Below are 26,907 nucleotides of genomic sequence, written 5' to 3' on the forward strand. Positions count from 1 at the left end.
CCCTCTGTGCCAACATGAGTGAGACAACTTTGAAGTTTTTCAAAGTCGAGGGCACGGAAAGTTTACATGACCGAAATCGCCAACAAAAAAGTTAAGAAAAATCCTGAGGTGGCTGAGAAAGCGACCCGTCGTCGCTTTACAGAGGAGTACAAACGTCGGATCGCGCTCGAGGCTCAGCAGTGCTCCGAGCCTGGTGAGATTGGAGCTCTGCTACGTCGTGAAGGGCTCTATTCGTCAGTGGTTCAGCGCTGGCGTCGTCAACTTCGGGAAAAATCATTGTCATCATCGAATAAGCCCAGTAGCGATGTGCCCCCAGCAATACCGTCAAAGGCAAAAGAGCTTGCCGCTTTGAAACGCGAAAATGAACGCCTAAAAGAAAGACTTCGCCAGGCGGAGTTGATCATTGACGTCCAAAAAAAAGTCTCGGAGATGATGCAGACTCGCTCACACGAGAAGACAGATTGAGTGCGGCTGAAGGGCTCAGCAAACGAGTCGGTGTCGCTGCTGCGTGCCGCGCACTAAATGTTTCGCGAGCGACGTTGTACCGTCGCCGCGATCCCGACCGGCAACCTAAGCCGAGACCGATCCCAGCTCGAGCACTTTCGCTCGGAGAACGAAAAGCGGTGATCGATCGACTCAACAGCGAACGTTTCGCTGATCAGTCGCCGCGGCAGGTCTACTCGAAATTGCTCGATGAAGGGGAGTACATGTGCAGCGTGCGGACGATGTATCGCATCCTTGAAGCGAATCAAAGCACTCGCGAACGACGAAACCAACTCCGACACCCGAACTACAAAAAGCCTGAATTGCTTGCGACCGGCCCCAATGAAGTCTGGTCGTGGGACATCACCAAACTCAAGGGCCCGGAGAAATGGACTTATTATTACCTGTATGTCATTCTGGATATCTACAGCCGCTGCGTGGTCGGCTGGATGCTGGCACATCGTGAAAGCGCCGATCTGGCCACGCAGCTGATCGAAACAACCATTGAAAAGCAAAACGTTCCACGCGAGCAATTGATCCTCCATAGCGATCGTGGGCCATCGATGACATCGCATTCGGTGGCGCAGTTGCTTGGTTCGCTGGGCGTCACCAAGTCACACAGTCGGCCGCATGTTTCCAACGACAATCCTTTCTCGGAAAGCCAGTTCAAAACGATGAAGTACCGCCCTGAATTTCCCCAGCGATTTGGATGCTATGAAGACGCACTTGGGTTCTGCCGTGAATTCATTCGCTGGTACAACGACGAGCACTATCACAGTGGCATCGGCCTGCTTACCCCATCATCGTTGCACTACGGCCAAGGCGAAAAAGTGATCGAGTCGAGAAAACAAACGCTTCACGTGGCATGGCAGAAAAATCCCGAGCGTTTCGTACACGGCATTCCCACACCTGCAAGCCTTCCCAAAGCAGTTTGGATCAACGCTCCCAAACGAAAGGATGAATTGAAAAGCGAAGCCCCCGAAGCGAATTGCCCGGGGGCTCCAGAAGTAACGTCTTTGACGCACCCTCGATCCGGTTATCCCTTGGACGGTTGCGTCCCCGCAGAGCCGTCTTCCGTTTCACCGGACGTCGACACAGTACCAGCAACAAACTCTTTGAACACCCGAGTCATGCCTGAAAAAATCCCGGGGGTTCGGGGGCTGGCCCCTGAGCACGCGGGATGCAGCACCTAACAACTATCAAAAAGTTGTCTCACTGTCGTTGACACATTCCGCTCACCCGAGCATTCGCTGAAGGCTCTGCTCGACCTCTCCCAAACAAGTTTGGGAGAGGTGACAAACAACAAGTTACCTCGCCCGAGCGAAGCACGGCAGAGGTGGCAGTAAAACGGTGCAACCTAATGTCACAATAAGCCTAAAGTTTTAGCAGTCCAACGTAAGCCCTAGGAGCACGTTGCCCCTACGACTTGCCCAACACGTAGCATGTCGAACCGATGCCGAGCTGCAACGCCTCGGCACTTGCGGCATCGATGGTCACGTCGCCGGTGGTGGGATCAATCGAAATTGTTGTGTACACACTGGTAAAACCATGGTGTGTGCTACAGACGATGTGCTTTTCTGAACTGCCGGCTTCGGAACCGCTCGGTTCCTCCACGAGGATCGATTTGACGGTCAATTCTCGGGTTCGCTTAACCGCTTTGATTTGATTCGTTTCGCAACTAATCATCGGTCCGCCGTCAAAGATATCGACGAAATCAGTTTCGCGGAAACCTTCCTTTTTCAACATCGCTAACGCGGGAACGGTCTCGTCGTGGACCTGCCCGATGCCGTCGCGAATCTTGCTGGGCAACAGATTCAGATAGATCGGCGAATCGGGCATCAGTTCTTCGATGAACTGCTTTGAAACCGTCGATAACGCGTCGGCGACGGAAAATTCAATCGGCATAAACTTTCCCGCAATCGCTTCAAAGAAGGGGACCGTGCCGTCCTTGTCCGCACGTCCTCGCATCTCGGCAATCACGCGATCAGCGAAGCGGTGAGGCCGCATCGCGATCAGCGCGAAACGTGCCATCGACAACCAACGACCAAAACCATGCCCGCGGTATTTGCCACGCAGAAACAAACTGCCGATTTCCGTCGGACCATCATGGATCCGCGTCAACAGCAGCGATTGTCGTCGTTGGCGAACACCAAGCTGTTCGCTGACGTGCTCGGTCTCCACCAACTGATACGCGTAAAACGGTTGATAGCCGCCGGTTTTTGCATAGACCGTCGACGTGCCCGCCAGTTCGCCGGTTTGCTGGTTCACTAAAACCAAAACATAAGGCTCACCGCGTGGCGACGGACCGCTTCGCGAAAACGCGAACTCGGAATGTTCAATGCGATCAAGCAATTGATCGCGTTTCAGTTGCAAACTGGTCAATCCGCGTGTGGCGGATTTGACTAAATCGTGCAGTGCATCAAGATCGTCGATGCGAACGGCGCGTAGAACCCACATCGTTTCCGACCTCGTGTGATGACTCGTGGCACATCCGCGTGCGTCGCGGTTCCGTTCTATTTTACTTGCTCTGGCTCGCGAAACAACGCCAACGATTGATCCAACAATGTAATCGCCGCATCAATATGCTCGGTCGTCGTGATTGCCGGGGCGGGCAAAAAGCGAATGCGGGTCGGATCCGCTCCACAGACAAAACCAAGCAAACCAAGATCGTACATGATCCCCATTAACCGTTTTGCTTGATCAAAGCTGCCGTCACCCGGAGTGAAGGCGATCATCATGCCTTCGCCAAACGGACCCGAGATCAATCCAGGATACTTTTTGACCAACGTATTCAGCGCGTTCTCAAAGTATTCGTGCCGCTTGACGTTCTGGCCATCTGCTCCGAAACAATTACTTGCTTCGAGTGCATCGAGGGTGGCAAGCCCCGTCGCAATCGACGACGAAGCTCCGGTGAACGTTTGGCTCAGAATCGGCCCGGTCGGTTTGAATGCTTCGCCGTACAGCGTTGCACAGACCTGCGTGATCTTGCCGATCGTGACGATGTCAGCGAATCGGTCGAGCCCGTAGTGCTGGAACGCAAACGGCTTGGAGGTTCGCGAGAACGATTGGACTTCGTCAAAAATGATTGGGATGCCGGCTTCACGCATCGGAACACACAACGCTTCGAAGAAATCGTGGCTGCCGGGATAGTAGCCTCCTTCGCCCGCAATCGGTTCCGCCCAAAACGCGGCGTAGCGACCAGGGTGTCGGTTGAGCAATCGTTTCAGCTGAGCGACCGCTCGCTTGGTGCTGCCCTCGGGGTCGGCTTGTTCACGAAACGGCAGGTAATCGACCGCCAGTGCCAATGGCAAGCCGGCTCGATAGTTGGGTCGATCGGTCAGTGCGGCGAGCGCGATCGAGCGGCCGGCAAACGCGTTTTCAAACGCAATGATTCGGTTCGCAGGTGCCTTGTGGTGCAGCGCGATCTTCAGTGCGTTTTCATTCGCCATCGCCCCGCTGGTGGACAACAAACAATGATCGAATTTAGCTCCGCCGGCGGTCGCCAATTTCAGCAACCGTTCGCACATCTCTAGACTCGGCGGATGTTGCTGCAGATTGCCCTGCATCACCGTGTCTTCGAGCGCCGCGTCGATTGCCGCATCAACCATTCGCGGATCACTGTGCCCGCAACCATGCACCCCGATGCCGCCGATGAAGTCTAGCTTGACGCTGCCGTCGGCTAGTTGAACATAAGGTCCGTTGCCTAAACCGGCTGATAGGTAAGGCCAAATCGGAGCGCCTCCGCGTGCTTGGCCCAAACGCTCGAGCATCGCTTGATAACCGGGAACCAACGACTCATCCGCACCACGGACATCGTCGATCGATTTTGCATGTTCGGCAACCGCTTCGGCGATCAACCGTTTTGCCTCGGCCACACGAGGATCCGATCGAAGGGCTTCCGCAGCTGTCGCGGACGATTTGGACGTTGGTTCAACCACAGCCATTGGCTCCGTTTGGGTTGGAAAATGAATCAAAGTGAATCTTGGAAGTTCAATGTGCCACATCCCTTGATGTGGCGTTTTTTCGTGATGCTTTGCGGGCTCGTGCCGACAATCGCACAACCGCAATCTCGTACAGGACACTTACTTGGCGGCGCTGTTCGCTAAAAATGTCAAAACGGTCGCCGCTGCGGGTACCAGCGTTGCAGGAACACAATACTCTTCGCTGCTGTGTAGTTTATCGCCTGTGATTCCCATGGTGTCGATGTTGGGTAGATTCATCGCCGCCAATTTGCAGCCATCGCACGCGCCGCCGGTGTCTTGCCACTCGATCGAGCGACCGACGCCGCTTGCCGCCTGCGCCACTCTGGCCTGCATCGCCACCAACGCATCATTAGAGCATTTTGGAGGCGAATGCAGCATCCCGTTCAGTTCCACTTCGTAGCCGTCGCCGCTGAACTGATCGCGAATCGCCTCGAGCATCAACGCGATCTTCTGCATCGCCTGGGTATCGGTCACACGTACATTCAAGTGAACCGAAGCATAGTCGGGGACGCGGTTCAACGGCCCACCGCCAGCGATCTTGCCGACATTCACCAACACGCCGCCATCGGGGTCATGAAGTTCCGCAAGCTTTACGACAATCCGCGATAGATGCACAATCGCATTGCGACCCTGTTCGGGATTGCGACCTGCGTGCGCCGAGCGTCCACGAACAACAAAGGCGAACCCGCCCGATCCTTTACGTGCCGCGACGAGTTTTCCATCGGGCAACGTGGGTTCAAAGACCAGGGCGGCATCAAATTCGGGTGCCAACGCTCGCATCAACGGTTCCGAAGCGGTCGAGCCGATCTCTTCATCAGGATTGAGCAGGATCGAAACCCCCAAATCGGCGAACAAACCGAATCGCAATCCTGCTTCGACCGCCATCGCGATCACGGCGATCCCCCCTTTGGCATCGGCCGTTCCCGGCCCCAGCAATCGATCGCCTTGGCGAACGCAGCGATCGGCGGTGTTCGATCCAACTGCGGGGTAGACGGTGTCGTAGTGGATCATCAACAAAACGCGTTGCCGAGCATCGGGTTGGTGGTGCCACAACAGCGCGGGCCCCGTCGAAGGGGCGTACCACTGGCCTGCGTCATCCAGTAGCCTCATCGGTCCCAGGGGAATTTGGTCAAACGAAACGCCAAAGCTGCGAAAGTCCGTGCACAGCATCTCGGCCATTTGTTGCAACTGGGGTACATCCATCGACCACGAGTTTTGGTTGCACCAACGCTCGAGCCGATCGACCGAAGCGGATTGTTGGCGGTGCATCCACTCGATTGCAGCTTGAATCGGTTCGGACATCATTTGGAATTAAGAATTAATTGTTGGCCATGACTTGGATTGGATTATCCGCGATTTCTGCGGTCCTGTTGGGCTTCTATGACGTTACCAAAAAGATTGCGGTACGAAAGAACGCCGTGCCAATCGTTTTGCTGATTAGCGTTTCGGTCGGTGCTGCGATTTGGATGCCATTTATCTGCTGGTCCTCGTTTTCTCCGACCAGTGTGCCGCATCCGATTCTAAAAGTCGATTCGCTGTCGTTTGCCGAGCACGGATTGTTGTTGGCCAAGAGCATCTTGGTGGGGGCTTCGTGGACCTTTGCATTTTTCGCTCTCAAACGGTTGCCGTTGTCGATCGCGGCCCCGATCCGTTCAACGAGCCCATTTTGGACGATCGCGATGGCTTCGCTGTTGCTTCATGAACGGCCCACGGGAGTTCAGTGGATCGGCATCGTCATCGTGCTTTTGGCATTCTGGGCATTCTCGGCGGTTAGTCTTCGCGAAGGCGTTTCCTTTAAACGTGATCGCGGCGTCGCGATGATGGTCGTCGCGACGATTCTCGGCGCATTGAGCTCGATTTACGACAAGTATCTGTTGCAAACGGTGATGATTGCTCCTTCGACCGTTCAGGCCTGGTTTTCGGTGTACTTAGTCCCCGTAATGGTCCCGATGGCGGTGATCTGGTGGCGAAGCGGACGAAAAAACAGAGATCACGAGCTGTCGGTTCACGCCCTATTCGAGTGGCGATGGGCGATTCTAGGTATCAGCCCATTGCTGTTAGCCGCCGATATCGTCTACTTCACCGCCTTGGCCGATCCCGATGCGTTAGTTTCGGTAATCTCGGTGGTGCGGCGATGTAGCGTGGTGATTGCGTTTCTGTTCGGGATTCGAGCCCTCGGAGAGGCCAATTTCTGGCCCAAAGCGGCTTGCGTGGTGACGATCCTTTGTGGTGTCGCCCTGCTGGTGTTAGGGGGGTGAGGGCCGGTGTCGTGCTTTTCAGTCGAGCCGAATCCCCGTATCCTATACGGCACTGTATCTTTCTGGGGCTGTGACCGGCGTGATGGTGACAGCTTTGTTTCAAATCAAGTGACGTGAAAAGCGAGTGGCAACCAACGTTGCTTCATGTTGATGAGCGAGATCCTGCTCTATTACAAACGTCCTGACCCAACGACTTGGGTATACCTGTCGTCATTTTTGACGATTGGGTTGTTCTTCGTTTTTCACCGATTTTGGAGCATCCGCAACCTCGATATCTTCCTGCTCATTCTGCTGGCCCCAGGGTTGTTGATGGTCCATGAGGGCCGCCGACGTCAATTGCAGGAGATCGAATCAGAAGTCATCACCCATCGCCAAAACGAAAAACCTCCGGCGTCGACGAACTCAGCCAGTGCCGACCCTGATCACGGCTCGGGGTTGAGGAAGACTGGTCTGAGAGAATTAGTGGGCGCCGGCACTACCAACCCAACCCAACGAACTCGCGATGCGGCGGCGGCGATCTCCAGCAAGCTCGGTTCGAGCGGCGGAGACGTGTTGGTGGCGTTGACACAAGCAGTGCCTGCCGATGATCCCGTTGCCGTGACAGCATCCGAAGAAGCGTCGGTGCGAGCGGAAGCAGCGATCTTGGCACAGCCGACCGTGCCAACTGCTGCCGACTCGCCCGAGGTGATATCGGGAGGCGACGGATCACTTGCTGCCGACCCCGAATCGAATGCCAAGTCAGATTCCGACGCTGCGGCGTCCTCGGAAATTGATCCCGAGGATATTCGCCGATACGGGTTCATCAGCTTGTTCGTCGTTCAATTCATGCTGCTAATTCGATTGCTGTTGGATCCCTTGATGGTGCGTCGTCCGCTGTTGGACCCGAACCTTTCAAGCGGCGGGTTGACCTTTATCGGCGTTTCGCTGTTCATCTTTATGATGGCGAACATCGTCGCAAGCACGCCGCGGATCCAAATTGAACAGGGACCCAAACTAGGGCCGGGTTACGCATTGATGAACATGTTACCGGCGATTCCAACTCGCCCGGTGACCGACGCCTTGGCAGGTTCCACGCAGGGTGACGAGAACGAATTAGATGCGTCGCAAAGTCGACTGGCCACGATTGCCAAAGTCCTGGCGATCCTCGCACACGCGGCGATCGTTTCGGGGATCGTGCTGATCGGCAATTGGCATTTTGGCAATATGCGAGCCGGCGTGGGTTGCGCGACGCTGTATTTGTTAATGCCGTATACCGCACAAATGACCGGACGCGTCGATCATGCGCTGCCTGCGGCCTTGTTGTTGTGGGCGGTCTTGTTCTATCGCAAACCGCTTGTCGCAGGCATCTTTCTGGGGCTTGCCGCCGGACTGGTGTACTACCCGTTTTTCTTGTTGCCGCTGTGGATCAGTTTCTATTGGCGACGCGGTGTGTGGCGGTTCACGATCGGGGTCGCAGTGATGCTCGGTTTGCTGATGATGCTGCTGTCGCTTAGCGGAGTCGAATCGCTTGTCGATCATTTGCGAACGATGTTTGGTTTGTTCAAACCCGAAACAAAATCCAATATCTTGGGTGGCATTTGGGGATTGGGCTGGAATCCCATTTGGCGTTTACCCGTGATCGTCGGATTCGTGATCCTCTGTTCGTTCTTTGCCGCTTGGCCGGCTCAAAAGAACCTCGGAACCCTGATTGGGTGCTCGGCTGCCGTGATGGTAGGTGCCCAATTCTGGCACGGTTATGGTGGCGGACTCTACATCGCTTGGTTCTTGCCCTTGTTGTTACTGACCATTTTCCGACCGAATTTGCAGGACCGTATTGCCTTGAAAGTCGTCTCGGATTCTTCCAATAAAAAACGACGCCCCGCGGCGTTGGAGGTAGATGCGGCTTGACGGATCTGAACGTGAACTCTGGCCCGCATGCAAACACAGGCCCTCATACGAATACGAGTCCCGATGCGAACACGAGCGCGGAGCCCTCTGCGAATAAGAGTGCCCAGTCGAGTCATGCCGGCGAAGCTCTCCACCGCTATCGTGAACACTTAGCCGAAATTCAAACCGAGCGTGATCACTTAAAAGTTCGCGATCGGACCTATGGCACCATTCGCGTCGTCTTGTTTCTGTTGGCGATTCTGTTTTGGGTGGTCGGCTACTACGGCGACGTCACCATTGCGCAACCAATTGGATGGGCGGCGTTCATCGGCTTCATCGTTGCGGTGGTTTTAAATGAACCGATTCGCGATCGAATCGATGCGCTGCGACGTGAACGCTCGGTGTTCCGCCGCTTGGTCGCACGGATCGAGCGTGATTGGGATCGCTTGGCCACCGCCAGCCTATCGCGGCAACTTGGCGAAGTCACATTGCCAGCGGGCCAGCGGGATGCGGCGGCCGATTTGGATCTGTTGGGCCGAGCGTCGTTGTTCCATTTGGTTTCGATGACCGCGACCACACCCGGCATTCGCACGCTTGCGTCATGGTTGACCGGCCCAGCGATTTCCAGCGATGCAATCGAGCGAACCAAGGCGATTGAAACCCTTGCACCCCTGCGCGAAGAGCGACTGCGGTTCTACGTGACCGCTCGCAAAGTCGCCGAAAGCAGTGGTGATCCCGACCGATTCACCACCTGGGCGACTGGGCCACGTTGGTTGGCGTCACGCAAATGGTTGTCCGGGTGGGCCAACCTGTCGGCGATTGTGGCAATTGCGTTTGTGCTCGCGATGCTGCTCGGCTTCCTTGTGCTGGGCTCGGCGACGTGGTTCAAAATTGGACTGTTTGGGCTGCTTGCCGTTGGCATTATTAACGTCACCTTGACCGGCGTTGCGCTCGGACCGGCTCATGCAATCTTTTCCATCGCGATGGCTAGCCGTGGTGCCGTGGACGATTATCGCGAGCTTTTTGCCGCCGCCGAGCGACTGCCCACCGACAGCGACACGAACAACACTGAACCAAGTGGAACGGCTCACTTGCAAAATATACGCGATACCTTGGTCGCGAGTCCACGCTCTGCGGCCGCCGGGATGTTGGCGCTACAAAAAGTGGCATCTGCAGGGGCACTGCGGCAATCGGCAGCAACGTTTTTAATATACTTGCCGCTACAAGCGTTCGCACTTTGGGATGTCCGAGTGCTGAAACGACTCGAACAGTGGCAAGAGGACTATAGTGATGTGGTCGCCGGTTGGTTCGAGTCGCTTGGACAATTTGAATCGCTGATGTCGTTGGCAGCGCTTCGCGACGAGTATCCAAGTTGGACCACGCCCGAGTGGAAGTACGATTCAAGTGATCGCTCGGTCGAAGCGGTCGGGATCGGCCATCCGCTGCTTCCCGATGAGTCCCGCGTCCGCAATGACGTGACCGTGGGACCACCCGGAACGCTATTGCTGGTGACCGGCAGCAACATGTCGGGCAAGAGCACGATGTTGCGGAGCATCGGGCTAAACATCGCCTTGGCAGGAACCGGCGCCCCGGTCTGTGCCACCCGGTTTGCCCTGCCATCGATTGAATTAGCGACCAGTATTCGCGTCAGCGACAATCTCAGTGAAGGGGTTTCGTTTTACATGGCCGAGCTTCATCGCTTGAAACAGGTGGTCGATCACGCCCGCCGCTTGGCCGAAAAAGAAGACCGTGTATTGCTGTTTTTGCTCGATGAAATTTTGCAAGGCACTAACAGCCGCGAACGGCAAATCGCAGTCGTGCAAGTATTGCGGCACCTGATTGGATTCGAAGCGATCGGTGCGATCAGCACACACGACTTGGAACTGGCGGACGAACCCGAGTTAAACTTAATCGCGCACACCGTTCATTTTCGCGAGACCATTACCACCGATGACGATGGTAATGACACGATGACGTTCGATTACCAAATGCGGCAAGGCGTCTCGCCCACGACCAACGCGCTGCGATTGTTAGAAATGGTCGGGCTAGGACCGAAAGCGTAGCGCATTGTCGCTCGGCTTTCCAAGCCAAAAGCGCAATCACGTTAGCGATGTCAGCACTTAGCCATGGGCGTTAGCCTGGCCCGCTAAAACTTTGGGTTTGTTGTGATTTTTAGTTACGCTGATTTTCTGCCACCTCTCCCCCGACTTCATCGGTGGAGAGGTAACTGCTGCGTTTCTGCGGGCTCACGCCTGCAGCTAAGTGCTGGCACCGCTCCGCGGTTGCTTGTTGCAAAACGGTGTTAGATGTCAGCCCGTGGTTGGCTACACCGTTTCCACTTCGTTGATCGTGTTGATCAACATTCGCAATCGGCCGAGTGCGCGGCGGTTGAAGTGGAACACCAAACGCGGCATCTGCGCTAGATCGGGCTCGCCGATCTCGTCCGGTAGCGCCGCCGACTGCTCGAACGTACCGTCGACAAGAATGTCGCTGAACTGCTCGCGAATCGATTCGAGTGCGTCCGCCGTCAATTCTTTCTGTAAGCGAAAAACGAGTCGGTCGCGGACGTATCGCATGCTGTGATAGTTGCGATAGAACTGCAACATCTCTTGAATCGCTTCATCGACCGAGTTGGTGATCTTGTAAAGATTCACATCCTCGGGGCTGATCATGCCGTTGTTGAGCAACTGTTTTTCAAAGAACACGCCCAAGTCTCGCCAATAGCTACCTTCGGCCGAGTCCAGCAACACCAACGGGATCAACGTTTGTTTTCCGGTCTGCATCAGCGTTAATGTTTCGAGCGCTTCATCAAGCGTGCCGAAACCGCCAGGACAACAAATCACTCCGCTGCACTCTTTAACAAACATCAACTTGCGAGTGAAGAAGTACTTCATCGTGACAAGTTTGGCGTCACCTTGGATGTAAGGATTGGCACTTTGTTCGAAGGGCAACATGATGTTCAGCCCCATCGATGCTTCGCGGCCCGCGCCGCGGTGTCCCGCTTCCATGATGCCACCGCCGGCACCCGTGATCACCATCCATCCGTGTGATGCGATCCGGCGACTTAGCTCAACCGCACTTTCGTATTCAGGATGCCCCGGCTGCGTACGCGCGGAACCGAATATCGTGACTTTGCGGCGTTTGCGGAAAGGACGAAACACCTTGAAAGCGTAGCGTAATTCACGAAGCGTTCGCGACAAGATCTTCAAGTCACCCCGAGCCGTATTGTCTTTCTCGAGCCGATCGATGGTATGACGCATGACCTGCAAAATGTCTTGCGTTTCAATCGTCGATATCGGCTCGTCCGCCGGCTGCGGACGTTGCAATTCATCTTCGCCAATGGCTTCGTCGGGCAGACGTTTATGGTCCATGGGTCCTTCAGTGCCTGTTCTAGGATGCAAATGCTCGAAAGGATACAGAGTCAGTGCAACGTGTGTCTTTAGTAATTCAAATTATCGGTATGCCAGTGTTATCGGTATGCCAGTGTAACGTGCTCGGGTCCGGCGAGGGAAGCTCGTTGCCGATCGCAACAAGCCCCCTGGTCTGTGGCATACAAATTAAGCTGCCTTGGCCAGCTTCTCTTCTTCGCTAGCAACCGACTGCAAAGGTCGAATGCCGAGTGATCTGCCGAGTACGATTGCCATCGGAGCGGCCGCAAAACTTAACAAAGCTCCCATTTTCACCGAATCTTGATCCAATCCTGGGACGGTGAATGCCGCAACCGAGACGAACAAGGCCACCGTAAAACCAATGCCAGCAACCATTCCCAGCGTTACCACATGGCGATAATCCATCCCTGCTGGCTTTTCAAGTTTCAATCCTTTCTCAGCAAATAACGTCAGCACAGTGATGCCGACCGGTTTGCCCACCAGCAGTCCTGCCAGCACAACCCAGGTGCCCGTACCAAGACTGCTCATCACGACGCCTGCGTTGGCCAACCCAAACAATCCCAGCCCAAATTCGACCGGCAATTTCCATGCGTGTTCAAACTCATTGAGGGTGTCGTGCCGGTTCTGTTCCTCACGAGCAAAAATGCCAAGGTCGGTATGGGCGTGAGGTAGCAGGGGAATGATCGGGACCAAACCCAAGGCCGGATGAATGTTGGCCTGATAAAAACTAAACCACGACACAATCCCCGGACCAATCAGGTAAGCCCAGTGAGAATGAACCTTCGATCGACGCAGTTGCATCGTGAATAACATCGCACCCACGGTCAGTAACAACCATTCGGGACGGATTTCGGCTTGTGGATAAAACACGGCTAGAATGATCAATCCTGCGGCATCGTCCGCGATCGCCAATAGCAACAAAAACGCGATCGCCGGATGGCTGGCACCAAAAATGAATCGTGCAATCAAGTAACTAAATGCAATATCGGTCGCACACGGGATCGCCCACCCTTTGCCTAACGAATCATGCGTTCCGGTGAAATAAGTCCCCGCGATATACACCAGGGCTGGGCCCATGATCCCACCGACAGTAGCAAGCAGCGGAGTCGCTGCCTTTTTGGGATCCGCCAACGATCCACCGGGCAGCAACGATTCCCACACCTCCTTGGCCGCGATCGCAAAGAACAATGCCATCACGATGTCGTTGACAAAGAAGTGCAGCGTGAAACCATGCGAATTCGCATGCTCGGCGGCATGACCACCGGCGTGAGTGGCGGTAAATAACGACGCTAGATCAAAGTTCACAAACGCTTGATAGCTGGGTGAATGAATGTTCGCCCACACCAGAGCCGAGACCGCCCCGACGATCAGTAAAAATGAATTATCGATCAACTTACGAACAAGTCCGCGTTTTTTTGGTTGCCCCGACATCAAGTCACGCTGCCCCAGCTTTAAATGAGAAGACGGCAATCCCGTAAAGCTGGGATCGCTCGTCATTAAAGGTGGGTTACGCTATGAGCCGCGACTTCCATTCGCAGCGAACCGATGGCGTTAAAAGCGTCCGATGAGGCAGCCTGTGGCGGTTATTCGGAAGGTGAGAGTCAGAGTCCAAGAAAAAAGGCTCACAATGTGAGCCTTTACGCGATTTAGTGGCACGCGAGTTTCGTTTTGAGTGCGAACTTCTCACCTGCTAAAACACTACAACCCTCACTCGTATTGCAATTGAGCGGTCGCGGTCGTGTCACTCGCCGCAACCAATCGCACCCAGGCCGCACTAAACGCATCGGGGAACGAATACGTTAGCATTTCACCGGACGGCACATCAAACGACTTGTAGCGTCGCCAATGACCGTCCCCAGTAATGTCCACTTCGACATGCATCGTGACGGAATCTTCCGATTCGTGCGTTAGCGACATCGACTTGCGATCGTAACCCTTCATCAGATACGGATCCGATGGCTGTCCAGCCTTAACCGTTGTGCTGAGCCACGGGCCACCGTAACCGACCGGTTTGCCGAACTTCCAAAGGTCATCGATCCCGCCAAACCACAACGCCGCATCCTGCTTTTCATCGGCAAAGACGTGACCGTCATTTTTCGCATCCGCGCCAACCCCGGTCAGCACGAGCAGTCCGTTCCAGGTACAGAAATCGGCGATCTGTTTTGAGTGGCTCGACACGGGACGCATCAAGTTGAACGCCGGCGGGGCTCCGTTGATCACCAATGGCACCTCATAGAACGTGCCATGGATATTCGCCAACACTCGCTCGGATTCGACTTCGCGGACATCTCGCGGCCATCCCAACGCAAATGGCTTGTCGTAAGCCGCGTTTCCTTTGGGCAATCGCAACCGTTTTCCGCCGTGTCGCAATACTACCGAAGCTTCGTCGACCGTGAATTGCGGCTCGACGTTCAATAAGTCCGCTAGTTTTGGATCGACTTCGTCAGCTTTGAATTCAAAACCAGCCTTGGTGAAATCAAAGAAGCGGTCCTCTGACGCAATCACACGCAGATTTCGATTTCGCTTGGCGGCATAAACCAACGCACTGCGTGCTTGATCGTCGTCTACGCTTGCAAGTCCGGCAAACAGTGTATGATTTTCGGACGCGTTTCCGTCGACAAATTTGGCCGAGGTTTGGTGTAAATACGCGGTGGCAACACAATCACGATTCGTTTTCAAACGCAACCAAATCGCATCGAAATCCTCTGGCAATTCATAGGCCACGTATCCATCGGCGGGGACTTCGATCGATTCGTAATCAACCCAGGTGCCATCACCACGACGATCCACTTGCAATACAAAAACTACGGGGGTGGCATCGCCACCAACGATTCGCTGCTCCACCGGTCGGGTGACAATCGAAGAGCGATCGGTTTTGATATTCAGCTCACTCGGTTTGGATCCAAGCACAAACGCGGTGTGAGGCATTCCAAATGATCCCGGCTGATGCTCGGTTGCATTTTCGGGAATCGTGATCGTGCCCGGTTCAAACGAACGAGCGTAAACCACGTCTTGTAAATTCTTGCCCAAAATGAGCGTCATGTCGGTCATTTTCCAAGCGGGATCCAAGGTTGGATTACCACGTTGGTCGACGGCTAGAAAGACCGTGACCCTTTGGTCGACGTCAAACGAATAGCCTTTGGCCGCGCGGTGCCAATCGCCTCGGGGGACGGTGACTCGGGGTAACCAGGCAAGCCGATCGGGCATCGAGCGAATCTCTTGTTGATCGCTCGCTCGGAGGGTTTTTTCGCCTTCGGTTGGCTTTGTACGTCCGGTGGCAAGATGCAAAACGCGGCGATCAAACCCTGAAACCAAGAACGGATCCGACGGGGTGTTTGCCGTCACTTTGTCTTCGATCCAAGGACCGCCGTAACCACTGGCAGGCCCCCATTCTTTCAGGTCTTCGTAGTCGCCAAACCACAGATTCGTTTGTGGTTGTCCTGCCAAATGGTTGCCTTGGATACTGGTTTCATCCGTCGCCAACACCAATTTGTCATTCCAAGCACAGAAGTCGGGGATGTACCGCAAGTGGCTGCCGATCGGCTTAATGCCAGCCGAGTTTTGACTGGTAAACGTCTTGGGAAAGTCAAAGAACATGCCATGCATATCCATCATCCAGCGACCGCCGGTGATCTCGCGAATCCGCGGCCACTCGGTGTACCAACCATGGATGGCATCGTTACAAAAGGCGGCTTTGGGCAACAAGTAAGTATGCCACGTTCCGTCGTCGAGCACCTTTAGCCGCACGCTGCGTCGATCCCAGCCCATCGTCCAAATCGGGTCATTGCCGTCGCTTCCACCCGCGATGCCGTTGGGGCCGGTGACCTCGGTGTATTGACGACGTTCGACGATTTTCCAATTTTCGCCATCGTATTCGGCTAGTACACCACGTTCTTCGCTGTTCTTTGCGGCGCCTCCGACAACCAGATCATCGTAGGTGCCCGCGGCATGTTCGCCGTTATTGGATACCACCAAACGTCCCTGAGAAACATAAGCCCCTTTGCCATGCCAACCGGGAACCGGTTTTTTAAACAATCGCTTGACCGCCAACGTGTGCACATTGGCTTCCCAAATCGCCCCTTCCATATCGATGTAGTAAACCATGTTCGCGGGATCAGTCAGATGCCGCGTGATAGCGGTCACTCGCATCGGCATGTCCGCCGGCGAGATGACGCGAACGTTGCCCTCGGCGTCGATCAGGTAGTGAGCGATCAGCAATTGATTCGATTCCGTGTGGATCATCCGTCCCGCCGGAGTACCGCCAACGCTTTCAGGGTGAATGGTCAGCGTTTGCAGATCTTCGCCGATCGAGAACAGTTTGTGTTCGCTGCCGCGAGGTTGATGCGGCGCGTAGTTGACCATCCACAGTCTGTCGGCCCAAGGCACGATCGCTCCGATCCCACACTCATCATGCCCTGACTTGAAGTGGCCTCCGTTTTGACTGTAGATGCCATAAGTGGTTAGATGCGGATAAACCCCACTGATATGGAGGTCGTTGCGAACCTTCTCGTCTCGGTGAGATAGGCTTCCAGCGTTTCGTTCCGCGTTGGCCACACTCTCAGTCTGTGGCTCTTTTTTAGTTTCAATTTCTGCCTGTTGCTCCGCAACCAAAGTCACCTCGTCCGCGGCGATGTCACATCGGTGCTTGCGCAGTTGGTTCGATAAATCTTCGACGACGATTGCGTTGCTCGGATCGCTAGCCACATTCGTTTGTTCGATCTGATCTCGATCCAAGTCGTACAGTTCTGAAAAACGCACTCCTTCGCTCGTTTCGGTTTCAATGTACTTCCAACGTGAACTGCGAACGGCCCACAACGGTTGGCTTCCCAATTGTTGTGACGGAGCTTCGTACAGAAAACTGGTTCGCCAATCGGCAGGCTTTTCCGCACGCACAAGCGGCAGCAAGCTGCGACCGTGTAGCGATTCCGGAATCGGCAATCCCGCTAGATCGTAGATCGTCGCTGTCAAATCGATGTTCAAGACCAATTCGGAAACGACTTGCGTTTTCGTGTTGGGACCAGCGATCGCCATCGGTACTGCCATCGATTCCTCGTACGGCAACACCTTGCTGGTCATGCCATGTTCACCGAGCATCCAGCCGTTATCCCCCATGAAGATGATCCACGTGTTGTCACGGATCTCGAGCGATTCGATTTCATCGAGCACCCGGCCGACGGCAGCGTCCATCTGCTGGACGCTGGCAAAGTATTCTTTGGCGTGTTGGCGGATGTTGGCTGGGTCGTTATAGCCATACGCTAATGCTTGAGTGCGGTTGCGAGCCGACTTCAGGTATTCGGGTTTTCCCGAAAGATCATCGTTCCAGGTTTGCGGTAGTGGCATCTCGGATGCTTCGTATTGATCCAGATAGGCCTGTTCGGCTGGCCACTGGTGACGATGATCCATGTGCGGCACCTGCGTGTTCATCCACAACACAAATGGAGCGTCGTTTTCGATCGCTTCGCGGATGAAACGAATCGACTCATCGGCGGTGACATCGTCGACAAACCCAGGCATGACTTTGGTTTCGCCTGTGACGGTGAATTTGCGGTCGTACCACGTACCGTTGGACCAACAGGTCGATGCAAAGTCGAAACCACAATCCTCGGGCTTGTTTCCCAAATGCCATTTGCCAGTCACCCCGGTCTGATAGCCGATTTTTCTCAGCGACTGAGCAAAGGTGACTTCCGAATCTTTGATTCGACTTTTCCCGATTTCCGTCACTCCATTTGCGCTTCCGTAGCGACCGGTCAGACACGCGGCACGACTGGGCGAGCAGATCGCCAAGGTGACAAACGCTTTTTCGAAACGAGTTCCTGACGCTGTGATGCGGTCAAGATTGGGGGTGCGTACTATTCCGACATCCGATCCGCCGGTCGCGTCCCAACGATGATCATCCGTCAGAATGAAGACGATATTGGGTTTGGCAGTCTCGGCTCGGGCGATTATCGCGGTGAAGGCGAACAAAATGCTGACAAGCACGACGAGGGGGGAGTGATTCAGGCGTCTCATTAAAGGACCGTTTATTATCGAAATCGAGGTAGGTGTTGCAGGAGGGATCGCTACCACAAAAGAGCATTTAAGCGAGGAATGAGACATCGTAACTCAATAAAAACGAAAATTGTTAAAATGATGTCTCAATGAGCCGCATTCGGCTCTCTTTCCCTAGCCAGCCCTATCGAGGTTTGATGATCGACGGATGACGGACGATGCCAAAGCGAATTCTCAGCCGGAGATCGGAGACCCTCCGTCGGATCCGCTGAACACGACGGACGCCTCGAAAAGTGCCGCTTTACAACGAGGACAACTCGATCGGCAGCGTGAATACACCCAACGTTTCGAGCAACACCGTCGTGTGATCCTGCTGTATTTACGAAGTCTGCTGCCCACGCAAAACGATGTCGACGAAGTCTTCCAAGAAACCTGCCTAGTGACATGGCGTGAATTTGACCGCTTCCAGAGCGGAACCAATTTTGCCGCCTGGGCGTGCACGGTGGCTTACAACCAAGTACGTGCCTGGCGAAAAAGGCAGAGCCGGGAACGGCTTCGTTTTAGTGATGATTTAACACAACTCGTCTCGTCCGAGTTGATCCAAAACCACGAACACTATGATCATTACGTCAATGCGTTGGACAAGTGTATTGAAATGCTGCCTGAGCATCACCGCGGTCTGATCGAAGATCGTTACCGCAACGAAATCCCCTTGGATGTGGTTGCCCAACAAGTAAACCGCTCCAACGCCACCGTTCGCCGCATGATCAACCGAGTCCGCGAAGCATTGCGTGATTGTGTTTCGCAGCGAATGCGTCGCGACAACGAACAATAAAGCAATCGGAAAACCGAAAATTAAGATGACGACATCCGACGAAACCTCTCGGCAACACTGGGATCGCTACTGCGAATTACGCGACTTAGTGCTCGACGATCTGGCCGAGGAAGCTCAACTTGCCGAGTTGGAGGAATGCCTCATCCGCGATCCGTCGCTGAAGCGTGACTTCGTGGAATCCTTGCAAACTCGATCTGCGATCGCATATCCCCAAGACGAGTTGAGTGATTTATCGATGCCGTCTCTGACGGCAGCCTCGCTGCCGAAATGGCGGAGTGTGCCGAAATGGGCGTACGTCGGACTCGCCGCCGGATTCCTGTTCTTCTTGACGACCACATGGCTGTACCTTGATCGTGGTGTCGAGGAGGGGATTGGGATGATTGTGAAAACGGAGAATTGCCAATGGCAAGGATCTACAATCCCCACCGTTCCAGGCGTTTCGTTACATCCTGGGCGGTTGGTGTTGGATCGCGGGATCGCCGCACTACGAATCGGTTTGGTCGACGTGACGATGGAAGGCCCCGCGGATTTGGAATTGATCAGCACCGATCGATGCTTTGTGCACTCTGGCCGCGTCTTTGCCGAAGTCCATCCCGGCGGCGAAGGTTTCGAGGTGCAAACGCCGACTTCGCTATTGATCGATCGCGGAACGGTATTTGGTGTGAACGTCACCGCCGATGGCAATTCCGATTTGACCGTGGTCAAAGGACGCGTTGACGCGAAACATCTCTCCTCGGGCACCACCGTATCGGTGACGACTCGTGATGCAAAACGATTTACCCGCGTCGGAATTGAAACATTCAAAAGCGAAATGGTGGATGATGGTGGGAAAGTCCCGTCACTTGCCTCAGCCGATGCCGAGCAACAAACCGTGCAAATTTCTACCGCCATCGGAAAGGGCCGCGACGGCTATGTAATGGCAGGCAAGCAATCCGACGACAAACTGTCTCGAACCGCTCTGCTGGTGAAAGAACCCCCTGATTTCTCGTGGGGCATACCTTTCCGGCGACGCGGCTATATGCATTTCGACCTTTCGTTTGTTTCGCAGAGAACCATCCTTTCAGCTAAACTGCAGCTGCAAGGCATTCCCACCTACATCGGTTTTCTATCGCTGATGCCCGATGCGACGTTTGCCGTTTATGGAGTGACCGACGAGTCACTTGAAGATTGGGACGAAACAACTCTATCGTGGCAATCGTCGCCTGGTGTGCTTTCCGACGACGTGACACTCGACCCGACAAAAACAAAACTGCTGGGTAAATTTGTCGTGCCGCAGTCCGATCCCACGCGAATGTTCAGTATCGATACTTCCGAACTTGCCGAGTTCTTGAATCAAGATACCAACGGTGGTGCCACGCTGATCCTGGTGTCGGAAACCGCCGGAATCCGAGATTGTTACGTCCATGGATTCGCCAGCCGTCGACACCCCGACGCATCCCCGCCAACACTGCGGTTGACGTTAAACCCCTAAAAAAGGTGGCAGATTTAGATGCAGTACTCGATCGTGTCGGGGTTGGAAACGGCGACCGGTTCTTGATCCAGGATTGACTGCGCGACCAAGTAGGCTTGTTGACGCAGTTCGGGCACTGCGATGCTCTCCCACAACGTGCCCTTCAAGATCGGGCCGATCGCATGCAGGAATGGGACCGGAACATCATTGCTGTCCAAGACCGTGAAGTCATCGGCCACCGCGATTCCCATGTCCATGGCATCCGGTTTGGCCAAACCTCGATCGAACAGATTGCGATACAGCGGCAACGCGGAATCGGAGAATCGAGATTTGGGACCTGTGCAATTGATGACCAAGTCGCCTTCGATGCGTTTCGGCGGTCCCTCGCGATCCACCATTTGAATCCCGATCCCATGTTCACCCGCCGTCAACGACTCGATGGTGGCCGCGGTGATGGTCAATTGTCCGCAATCCAGTGCATCGGTGATCGCATCATGGATCGGGCCGGCGATACGGTGACGAATCACGTTCCAGTCCGCCGAGTACTTTTTCAAGAACAATGTCCGTTCATCGAGCGATAGGTCCTTCCATAACTGTTGCGTGCGGCTTCGCAATTTGTCGACCGCGATCGCAGGGTTTTGGCTGGCGCCCCGCAGACGTTCACAATCCTGGCGAATCAATCGCACCAACTCTTTTAACGAACGCGTTTGCCCATCATCGGGGATCACTTGTGGCCACTCGATGCCACGGAAATGACGCTGCGGCAACATGCCATTGCGAGAGACCGCGGTCACCTTTCCGCACCACCCTTTGTTGCGAAGTGTCACGATCACATCGACCGCAGTCAGCCCGGTCCCCAAGATCACAATGTGCTTGTCGTCGCTGGGAAGATTCTCGTGCCAATCCTTCCAAGGGTTGCCGCTATAACGTCGATCATTCGCGAGTACGCTGGCACCGGGCAAACCGGCCGGCGGTTGATTCCCGGTCGCCAACAAGATCGATTCGGCTTCGATCGGCTCACCATTTTCCAACATCACCACGCCGCCTTGGTTGCCGCTAGCCGACAAACCACGCGGAACTACGTCGACGGCTGAATCCTCTACCACTTCGCACTGGACGCTGGATCTAGGGTCCGCCGTACCGAGATAGTGAGCTGCTAAGCCACGAACATAATCACCAAAAATTCGCCTAGGAATGAATGTTTCGCGAAGCGTATCGTCGTCGATCGCATCAAACTCGCTTCGCGAACGCAACCAATCGAAAAAGTACGACGGATGATCTGGGAAAGCCGACATGTTTCTGGCTGCCACGTTCAGCAAATGCTCGCTGCGCGTCGTTCCGTATGCGGTCCCGCGGCCAAACGGGCTTCCTGAGTTGATGATTACGACTCGCTGAGGTGTGGTGGCGAAGCGAGTAAGATTGACGGCGGCCAGCGTTCCGCTGAACCCGCCACCGATGATGGCCGTGGTTGGCATGTCGACAAACTTCCATGGACAAAGAGGGAAGGTGATGCGCCCAAGGGGGCACGCATCCCACTTGCAGTTTTCAAGGAGGGGAGGGGGACCGTAAACCAGTCTCTGTCGCAACGGGTTTAAACCGCATACATCAGATCTTGATTCGCGAATATCTTATCGATAAAGTATTATTGCGTCAACTGATTTCGACCCTTCACCTTCCTTTACGAATCCCTCCCTTCAAGTTCCTTTTGATGAGCGACCTTTCCCAAGAACTGCACCGCTGCGAACCTTTCGCAAGCGTGGATCAAGAAGCCGTCGTGAGCTTGGTTCGCACCGGGGACCAACTCGACAATCACTTGGCCCGATTCTTTCGCCAACACGACATGACGTTTTCGCAATACAATCTGCTTCGCATTTTGGATATGGAGGACCGTCCGTTGACGTGCAGCGAAATTGGCGAGCGTCTGGTCCAAGTCGTCCCGGCCGTCACGGCACTGGTCGATCGATTGTTAAAACGTGAACTCGTCACGCGCGAGCGGAGCGAAACCGATCGCCGGGCGGTTTATGTGACGATCACCAAGGAAGGCCGCAAGTTGGTCTCGCCGATCGTCGATCACCTACGCGAACTCGAACGCGAAGTCATGAGCGATCTGAAACGCCGTGAACAAAAGGAGTTGATTCGGTTGCTGCAGTTAGTGCGAACCAGCATGAACAAAGCGGTCGAACGTCGTGCCAGCGAATCGCTTTCTAGTTCCGCTCTGTAGCTTCGTTTTTCTGTTCGTTTCTTCCCCTTGCCTCGATTGCGTCTTGCATTCCGATTTTCCCACCCTCCTACCCCATAATTCCCACCCATGAGCACTGAAGCATCTTCACCAAAATCCAGCGATCATGAATCTATCGGCGACGATTCGGTCCTTGCTACGCCACCACCGCGACCGAGTCTGTGGAAGGACATGTCGACCAGCGAAGATTGGTGGGCGATTTGGTGTGCCGGCCTGTTGCTTCTTGTTGCCTTTGCCGCCGTTTGGTTCAGCCAAGGCGAGCACGTCAGCGAAAGTATCGCCGCCGGCGAATCGGTCAGTATCACCAGTCCGCTAAAACCCTACCTCTCGAAACCGGGCAAGTGGACCGACAATCCGATTGACGCTATCGCATCAAGTTGGCAAGGCATCCTTGGGGCCTTTGTGATCATCGGGGCGTTGTTTGCGGTCGCCAATCAGATGCGGGGTAAATCTGCGTCGGCCTTCTTGGCGGCGTTCCCGTTCGTGTTTCTGCTGGCGACGTTGGCGTATTGGATGTCGGGTCAAAGCGTGGTCAAAGCCTACAATCTTGAATACGCGTTGTGGGCACTGTTAGTGGGACTGATCATCAGCAACACGGTCGGCACGCCCAAGTTTCTACGTCCGGCGATCTCGACTGAATTTTTCATCAAGACCGGCTTGGTACTGCTTGGGGCGGAAGTGCTGATGAGTCGCTTGTTGGCCTTGGGTTTACCCGGTGTGTTTGTCGCTTGGTTGGTCACGCCGGTCGTGTTGATTTCGACCTACGTGTTTGGCCAAAAGATTCTAAAAATCCAATCCAAATCGCTCAATATGGTGATCTCTGCGGACATGTCCGTGTGTGGTGTCTCGGCCGCGATCGCCACGGCGGCGGCATGCAAAGCCAAGAAAGAGGAATTGTCACTTTCGATTGGTTTGTCATTGGGATTCACCGTCATCATGATGGCGGTGATGCCCGCGGTGATCACCGCCACGGGAATGGATCCCATCCTGGGTGGTGCGTGGTTAGGCGGAACGATTGATGCTACCGGTGCGGTGGCTGCCGCCGGTGCGGTGCTGGGCGACGAAGCACTCGAAGTCGCGGCAACAGTAAAGATGATCCAAAACATTCTAATTGGCGTGACCGCTTTCTGCGTGGCGATCTATTGGGTCACGTTTGTCGAACGAGATCCAACGGGTCCCAAGATCGGGCTCTCCGAAATCTGGTATCGTTTTCCCAAATTTGTGCTCGGCTTTGTCTCGATGTCAATCCTGTTTTCGGTGCTCTATTCCTCGTTGATTAACGGACCGGAACTGATCAACGCGATGATCGGCGGGTCGACCAAAACGCTTCGCGGTTGGCTTTTCTGTTTGGCGTTTGTTAGCATCGGGTTGGAAACCAATTTCCGCCAATTGTTTCCACAACTCAAAGGCGGCAAACCTCTGGTTCTGTATGTGTGTGGTCAATCGCTCAACTTGATTTTGACCTTGCTGATGGCTTGGTTGATGTTCAAAGTCATCTTTGCGGATGCGGTGACGCCATGACCCCACGCGGACGCGTTTACCGAGCGGCATCGCTGGCGGGTTCGATCGCCGTGCTTTGGATCATTTGGTTGGTGATCCTGCCGGCGTATGCTCGCCAGCCAAAGATGCGTGATCATTTGCAGTGGCTGGACGACCAAGGTATCGACCCCAGCGCGATGTATTACACCGAGTTAGAGGTGATGGAAGATATATTGGAGAAGCAGCGGCAGGCCGAGCTTCAGCCCCACCCTCGGTAACCATTACTTTCGATCGCCGTTTTAAGCCTGAAAGAACCGTCATGAATAAACCAGTCCAAGGTAACATCGCGATTGTTGGTCAAGGATTGATGGGGCTGACGTCCGCTCTACGGCTATTGGAAGCTGGTTTTGCAGTGACGCTGTTTAGCAAGGAACCGTTTGAGCAAACCAATTCGATGTCGGCTGGGGCCTATTGGTGGCCGCACCGAACGTATCCCATGGACCGCGTGGCTTCGTGGGCCAAAACCACGTACGACGAGTACGTCAAACAAAGCGCCGATGCAGACTCGGGCGTCTTTTTTGAACAACACCTTCGTTTCTGTCTCGATCCCGACGACAGCGCGTACGTGCTCGACATCGTCGACCAATGGGAACGAGTCGACGGCGCCGATTATGGAGTGCCCTGTGCCGAAGCGTTCCGCGTCAATGTGCCGGTGATCGACGTTCCCATCTTCATGACGCAATTGAAACAACGTGTCGCCGCCGCCAACGCAGCGTTTGTCACGCGAACGATTGAATCGCCCGATTCGTTGTTCCCCGAGTTTGATCTTGTCGTGAATTGTACGGGAGTCGAGGCTCGCGACTTTGTCCACGATGAAGAGGTCTTTCCGATTCGTGGTCAAGTCGTCCGTGTGGCTCGTCCCGAAGGACTTCGCCGATCCACGCGGATCTATCAAAAGGACGATCGATTCACACTAGTGTTGCCTCGCACCCACGACGTCATCCTTGGCGGAACGGCGCAAGAAGGCGACTGGGACCGCCACGAACGCGCTACCGATACCGCGGCGATCCTTTCTCGCTGTGGTGAGCTTGTGCCGGAGATCAAAGACGCCAACGTGCTAGGCACCGCCGTCGGACTTCGCCCCGGTCGTCATGCCGTCCGTCTCGAGTTGGATACGACCACCTCGGGGCAACCCGTGGTGCATAACTATGGTCATGGCGGCGGCGGCTACACCGTCGCGTGGGGATGTGCCGACGAAGTCGTGATGCTTGTGCGAGGCGTCAAAAAGGTGTCCGGGCATCAAAATGGTCTCTGACACCTTTTTTAATTCTTACGCGGGAGGAGGTCGTGTCGGCTATGATTCGGGTAGGGCTGATGAGCGAGTTGAATCTACCAACGAGGCCTTTCGATGGCGAAGATCAGCGATTTCGACGAATTGTTTTCGTTAATTGACGTAATCAAGGCGAAAACCGAAGGATGTGAAACGCTCGAGGCGGCTGGCTCGGCGGTCGTCGATGTTGTCTTTGGTCAATTCCAACAATCGCTGGTGTTGACCCGGCTGTTTGCCACGCTGCCGTACGAGTCATTGCCACCGGATTATCAGCTATTCGTCGATAGGTTATCGAACGATTCGGGGATCGCCGATCGGATCACCCCGCAAACTCCCATATTGTCGCTGATCGCGTCTCGCGGAATTCAGCGTGCATGGAACGATCATCGTCAATCCGAAGGACACCTTGGGATTCCCCTGGTTTCAGCCGACTTTGTCAGCCGGATCCCGATGATCGCCCGCTTATTGGCCGAGGTGGGACTCGAATTGGATTGGCTTCATGGTGATTCGTCGCCCCAAAATTCGTCAGATCTAGAGATCAACACGCTCTCGAAGCTTTCTGGGGTGTTTTTACGTTAGCGACGCCGCGACCGCAGTGGATAACGAGGGACGCAATATCATCTCTGCTCAACCCTTCGTCCAGACTCATCAAGTAAAGTCCGTCTTTGGACTCGGAGGCGGATTCGCGATCAGCAAAACCTTTCTGACACTGCTGTTCTTCTGCAACGAACGAGTCGGCCGAGCGAAAGCAAGGCAATTTCTGCCGCTGATCAGCACCGTCAAAGCGGTCACGGCCAACGCCGTGGCCCACAAAAAGTTCTTTTCCTGAACTCGCCCTCGTCGTTCGACGTTGTCAATGCTCGACAGACAGCGCCAATGCCATCTACTTTGACACTAACCAGGTGGTTTTGTAGCGGTGCGGCGCAAGCCGGCCGGTCTCATTTTGACGTTTCTTTCGCTGCGACCGGGCGAGGCCCCGAACCGCGATCGCTACCTACTATTTTGGCCGTTTCCTCTGTGTCATCTTCCTCGAGCAACAACGATACAGGTGCCCTGGCGGTCCGGCTTTCAGAGCGTCCTAACCGCTGTTTCCCCCCCTTTTTGAAGCTTTCAAAACTATTTTTTCCGTGGATAACTTGTTCAATCCCGGATCGTCCTTTGTGCAGGCTTGTCATCTCGGTTTGTTGGTCCTTGCTTGGCTCTGTTTGCCTGTGTTGATCTTTCCCGCTGTTATCAACCATTTCCACACGCTGTTTTCACGCTTTTTCCACAGCCCCACCTAAACCGCAACCCTATTTGTATCAACAAGTTACGAATCTTTTTATCTACTTACAAACACTTCTTAGGCTCGAATTAAGACTACGACGATTTATATATTCTTTAAACCTTTAAGAGGCACCCAGTGAATGTTCGGTTGTGGATTGGTTTCACCACTACACACATCCGCCCATGAACCGGTACAACATGGCTACGAAATCTTCTTTCTCTTTGTAAGTCCATGGTTCCATGAAGATCACTTGCCAACGCGAATCGCTCACCGCTGCTTTTGCTCTTGCCGCCAGCATTGCTCCGACCCGTTCGCCCAAAGAGATTCTTCAGAATGTGAA

General features: G+C 54.6%; 19 protein-coding genes and 1 pseudogene. 13 read left to right on the forward strand and 7 right to left on the reverse strand.

Going from position 1 to position 26,907, the window contains the following annotated elements:
* Positions 1-66: 66 nt before the first annotated feature.
* Positions 67-1,433 (forward strand): annotated as a pseudogene (locus tag ABX962_RS05570) (IS3 family transposase); the annotation flags it as partial.
* Positions 1,434-1,902: 469 nt separating this feature from the next.
* Here the strand turns inward: ABX962_RS05570 and ABX962_RS05575 are convergent.
* From ABX962_RS05575 to ABX962_RS05585, 3 genes are all read right to left on the reverse strand, one after another.
* Positions 1,903-2,940 carry an arginine N-succinyltransferase gene (locus ABX962_RS05575; RefSeq protein ID WP_372717397.1) on the reverse strand — a complete coding sequence of 346 codons (1,038 nt, stop codon included), beginning with the start codon at positions 2,938-2,940 and terminating at the stop codon, positions 1,903-1,905.
* Positions 2,941-2,996: 56 nt separating this feature from the next.
* Positions 2,997-4,427: an aminotransferase class III-fold pyridoxal phosphate-dependent enzyme gene (locus tag ABX962_RS05580; RefSeq protein ID WP_372717399.1), complete on the reverse strand. Its 1,431-nt coding sequence runs from the start codon at positions 4,425-4,427 to the stop codon at positions 2,997-2,999.
* Positions 4,428-4,565: 138 nt separating this feature from the next.
* Positions 4,566-5,771 carry a hydrolase gene (locus ABX962_RS05585; RefSeq protein ID WP_372717401.1) on the reverse strand — a complete coding sequence of 402 codons (1,206 nt, stop codon included), beginning with the start codon at positions 5,769-5,771 and terminating at the stop codon, positions 4,566-4,568.
* A 26-nt stretch (positions 5,772-5,797) separates the two neighbouring features.
* Here ABX962_RS05585 and ABX962_RS05590 point away from each other — a divergent pair, with 26 nt between their 5' ends.
* From ABX962_RS05590 to ABX962_RS05600, 3 genes are all read left to right on the forward strand, one after another.
* On the forward strand, positions 5,798-6,724 hold the full coding sequence (locus ABX962_RS05590) for an EamA family transporter (RefSeq protein ID WP_372717403.1): 927 nt from the start codon (positions 5,798-5,800) through the stop codon (positions 6,722-6,724).
* 150 nt (positions 6,725-6,874) lie between these two features.
* Positions 6,875-8,611 (forward strand): hypothetical protein, encoded by a 1,737-nt coding sequence (locus ABX962_RS05595; protein ID WP_372717405.1) that lies wholly within the window; start codon positions 6,875-6,877, stop codon positions 8,609-8,611.
* A gap of 11 nt (positions 8,612-8,622) precedes the next feature.
* Positions 8,623-10,653, forward strand: coding sequence for a MutS family DNA mismatch repair protein (locus tag ABX962_RS05600; protein ID WP_372717407.1), 2,031 nt, complete (start codon positions 8,623-8,625; stop codon positions 10,651-10,653).
* Positions 10,654-10,914: 261 nt separating this feature from the next.
* Here ABX962_RS05600 and ABX962_RS05605 read toward each other — a convergent pair whose 3' ends face one another.
* The 3 genes from ABX962_RS05605 to ABX962_RS05615 all read right to left on the reverse strand — a co-directional run bounded on the left by ABX962_RS05605 (position 10,915) and on the right by ABX962_RS05615 (position 17,988).
* Positions 10,915-11,961, reverse strand: a complete 1,047-nt coding sequence (locus ABX962_RS05605; protein WP_372717409.1) for an LOG family protein — start codon at positions 11,959-11,961, stop codon at positions 10,915-10,917.
* A gap of 186 nt (positions 11,962-12,147) precedes the next feature.
* On the reverse strand, positions 12,148-13,476 hold the full coding sequence (locus ABX962_RS05610; RefSeq protein WP_372717411.1) for a Na+/H+ antiporter NhaA: 1,329 nt from the start codon (positions 13,474-13,476) through the stop codon (positions 12,148-12,150).
* Positions 13,477-13,686: 210 nt separating this feature from the next.
* A complete protein-coding gene (locus ABX962_RS05615; protein ID WP_372717413.1) occupies positions 13,687-17,988 on the reverse strand; it encodes a sulfatase-like hydrolase/transferase in 4,302 nt (1,433 codons plus the stop codon).
* Positions 17,989-18,175: 187 nt separating this feature from the next.
* Between ABX962_RS05615 and ABX962_RS05620 the strand changes: the two genes are divergently transcribed.
* Both ABX962_RS05620 and ABX962_RS05625 read left to right on the forward strand, forming a co-directional pair.
* The gene (locus ABX962_RS05620) at positions 18,176-18,802 is read left to right on the forward strand and encodes a sigma-70 family RNA polymerase sigma factor (RefSeq protein ID WP_372717415.1); all 627 of its coding nucleotides are present in this window, start codon (positions 18,176-18,178) and stop codon (positions 18,800-18,802) included.
* Positions 18,803-18,827: 25 nt separating this feature from the next.
* Positions 18,828-20,273 carry a DNRLRE domain-containing protein gene (locus tag ABX962_RS05625; protein WP_372717417.1) on the forward strand — a complete coding sequence of 482 codons (1,446 nt, stop codon included), beginning with the start codon at positions 18,828-18,830 and terminating at the stop codon, positions 20,271-20,273.
* 14 nt (positions 20,274-20,287) lie between these two features.
* Here ABX962_RS05625 and ABX962_RS05630 read toward each other — a convergent pair whose 3' ends face one another.
* On the reverse strand, positions 20,288-21,727 hold the full coding sequence (locus ABX962_RS05630; protein WP_372717419.1) for an FAD/NAD(P)-binding protein: 1,440 nt from the start codon (positions 21,725-21,727) through the stop codon (positions 20,288-20,290).
* A 233-nt stretch (positions 21,728-21,960) separates the two neighbouring features.
* Here ABX962_RS05630 and ABX962_RS05635 point away from each other — a divergent pair, with 233 nt between their 5' ends.
* The 7 genes from ABX962_RS05635 to ABX962_RS05665 all read left to right on the forward strand — a co-directional run bounded on the left by ABX962_RS05635 (position 21,961) and on the right by ABX962_RS05665 (position 26,583).
* Positions 21,961-22,473, forward strand: coding sequence for a MarR family winged helix-turn-helix transcriptional regulator (locus tag ABX962_RS05635; RefSeq protein ID WP_372717421.1), 513 nt, complete (start codon positions 21,961-21,963; stop codon positions 22,471-22,473).
* Between the two features lie 87 nt (positions 22,474-22,560).
* Positions 22,561-24,012: a YeiH family protein gene (locus tag ABX962_RS05640; RefSeq protein WP_372717423.1), complete on the forward strand. Its 1,452-nt coding sequence runs from the start codon at positions 22,561-22,563 to the stop codon at positions 24,010-24,012.
* Entirely contained in the window at positions 24,009-24,248 is a 240-nt protein-coding gene (locus tag ABX962_RS05645; protein WP_372717425.1) for a hypothetical protein, read from the forward strand. The genes ABX962_RS05640 and ABX962_RS05645 overlap by 4 nt, the downstream gene beginning before the upstream one ends.
* Before the next feature lie 41 nt (positions 24,249-24,289).
* Positions 24,290-25,285, forward strand: coding sequence for an FAD-dependent oxidoreductase (locus tag ABX962_RS05650; RefSeq protein ID WP_372717427.1), 996 nt, complete (start codon positions 24,290-24,292; stop codon positions 25,283-25,285).
* 93 nt (positions 25,286-25,378) lie between these two features.
* Complete coding sequence (locus ABX962_RS05655) at positions 25,379-25,879, forward strand: hypothetical protein (RefSeq protein ID WP_372717429.1); 501 nt, start codon at positions 25,379-25,381, stop codon at positions 25,877-25,879.
* A gap of 16 nt (positions 25,880-25,895) precedes the next feature.
* Positions 25,896-26,129, forward strand: a complete 234-nt coding sequence (locus ABX962_RS05660; RefSeq protein ID WP_372717431.1) for a hypothetical protein — start codon at positions 25,896-25,898, stop codon at positions 26,127-26,129.
* Between the two features lie 298 nt (positions 26,130-26,427).
* The gene (locus ABX962_RS05665; RefSeq protein ID WP_372717433.1) at positions 26,428-26,583 is read left to right on the forward strand and encodes a hypothetical protein; all 156 of its coding nucleotides are present in this window, start codon (positions 26,428-26,430) and stop codon (positions 26,581-26,583) included.
* Positions 26,584-26,907 lie beyond the last annotated feature (324 nt).

Origin of the sequence: Novipirellula sp. (assembly GCF_041583735.1) — a bacterium.
In the GTDB taxonomy this organism is placed as follows: Bacteria; Planctomycetota; Planctomycetia; order Pirellulales; family Pirellulaceae; genus Novipirellula.

What these genes read in the sequence shown, in the direction of transcription:
- ABX962_RS05575 (WP_372717397.1), bottom strand. Translation starts at nt 2,940, where the DNA reads ATGTGGGTTCTACGCGCCGTTCGCATCGACGATCTTGATGCACTGCAC.
- ABX962_RS05580 (WP_372717399.1), bottom strand. Translation starts at nt 4,427, where the DNA reads ATGGCTGTGGTTGAACCAACGTCCAAATCGTCCGCGACAGCTGCGGAA.
- ABX962_RS05585 (WP_372717401.1), bottom strand. Translation starts at nt 5,771, where the DNA reads ATGATGTCCGAACCGATTCAAGCTGCAATCGAGTGGATGCACCGCCAA.
- ABX962_RS05590 (WP_372717403.1), top strand. Translation starts at nt 5,798, where the DNA reads ATGACTTGGATTGGATTATCCGCGATTTCTGCGGTCCTGTTGGGCTTC.
- ABX962_RS05595 (WP_372717405.1), top strand. Translation starts at nt 6,875, where the DNA reads ATGAGCGAGATCCTGCTCTATTACAAACGTCCTGACCCAACGACTTGG.
- ABX962_RS05605 (WP_372717409.1), bottom strand. Translation starts at nt 11,961, where the DNA reads ATGGACCATAAACGTCTGCCCGACGAAGCCATTGGCGAAGATGAATTG.
- ABX962_RS05610 (WP_372717411.1), bottom strand. Translation starts at nt 13,476, where the DNA reads ATGACGAGCGATCCCAGCTTTACGGGATTGCCGTCTTCTCATTTAAAG.
- ABX962_RS05615 (WP_372717413.1), bottom strand. Translation starts at nt 17,988, where the DNA reads ATGAGACGCCTGAATCACTCCCCCCTCGTCGTGCTTGTCAGCATTTTG.
- ABX962_RS05620 (WP_372717415.1), top strand. Translation starts at nt 18,176, where the DNA reads ATGACGGACGATGCCAAAGCGAATTCTCAGCCGGAGATCGGAGACCCT.
- ABX962_RS05625 (WP_372717417.1), top strand. Translation starts at nt 18,828, where the DNA reads ATGACGACATCCGACGAAACCTCTCGGCAACACTGGGATCGCTACTGC.
- ABX962_RS05630 (WP_372717419.1), bottom strand. Translation starts at nt 21,727, where the DNA reads ATGCCAACCACGGCCATCATCGGTGGCGGGTTCAGCGGAACGCTGGCC.
- ABX962_RS05635 (WP_372717421.1), top strand. Translation starts at nt 21,961, where the DNA reads ATGAGCGACCTTTCCCAAGAACTGCACCGCTGCGAACCTTTCGCAAGC.
- ABX962_RS05640 (WP_372717423.1), top strand. Translation starts at nt 22,561, where the DNA reads ATGAGCACTGAAGCATCTTCACCAAAATCCAGCGATCATGAATCTATC.
- ABX962_RS05645 (WP_372717425.1), top strand. Translation starts at nt 24,009, where the DNA reads ATGACCCCACGCGGACGCGTTTACCGAGCGGCATCGCTGGCGGGTTCG.
- ABX962_RS05650 (WP_372717427.1), top strand. Translation starts at nt 24,290, where the DNA reads ATGAATAAACCAGTCCAAGGTAACATCGCGATTGTTGGTCAAGGATTG.
- ABX962_RS05655 (WP_372717429.1), top strand. Translation starts at nt 25,379, where the DNA reads ATGGCGAAGATCAGCGATTTCGACGAATTGTTTTCGTTAATTGACGTA.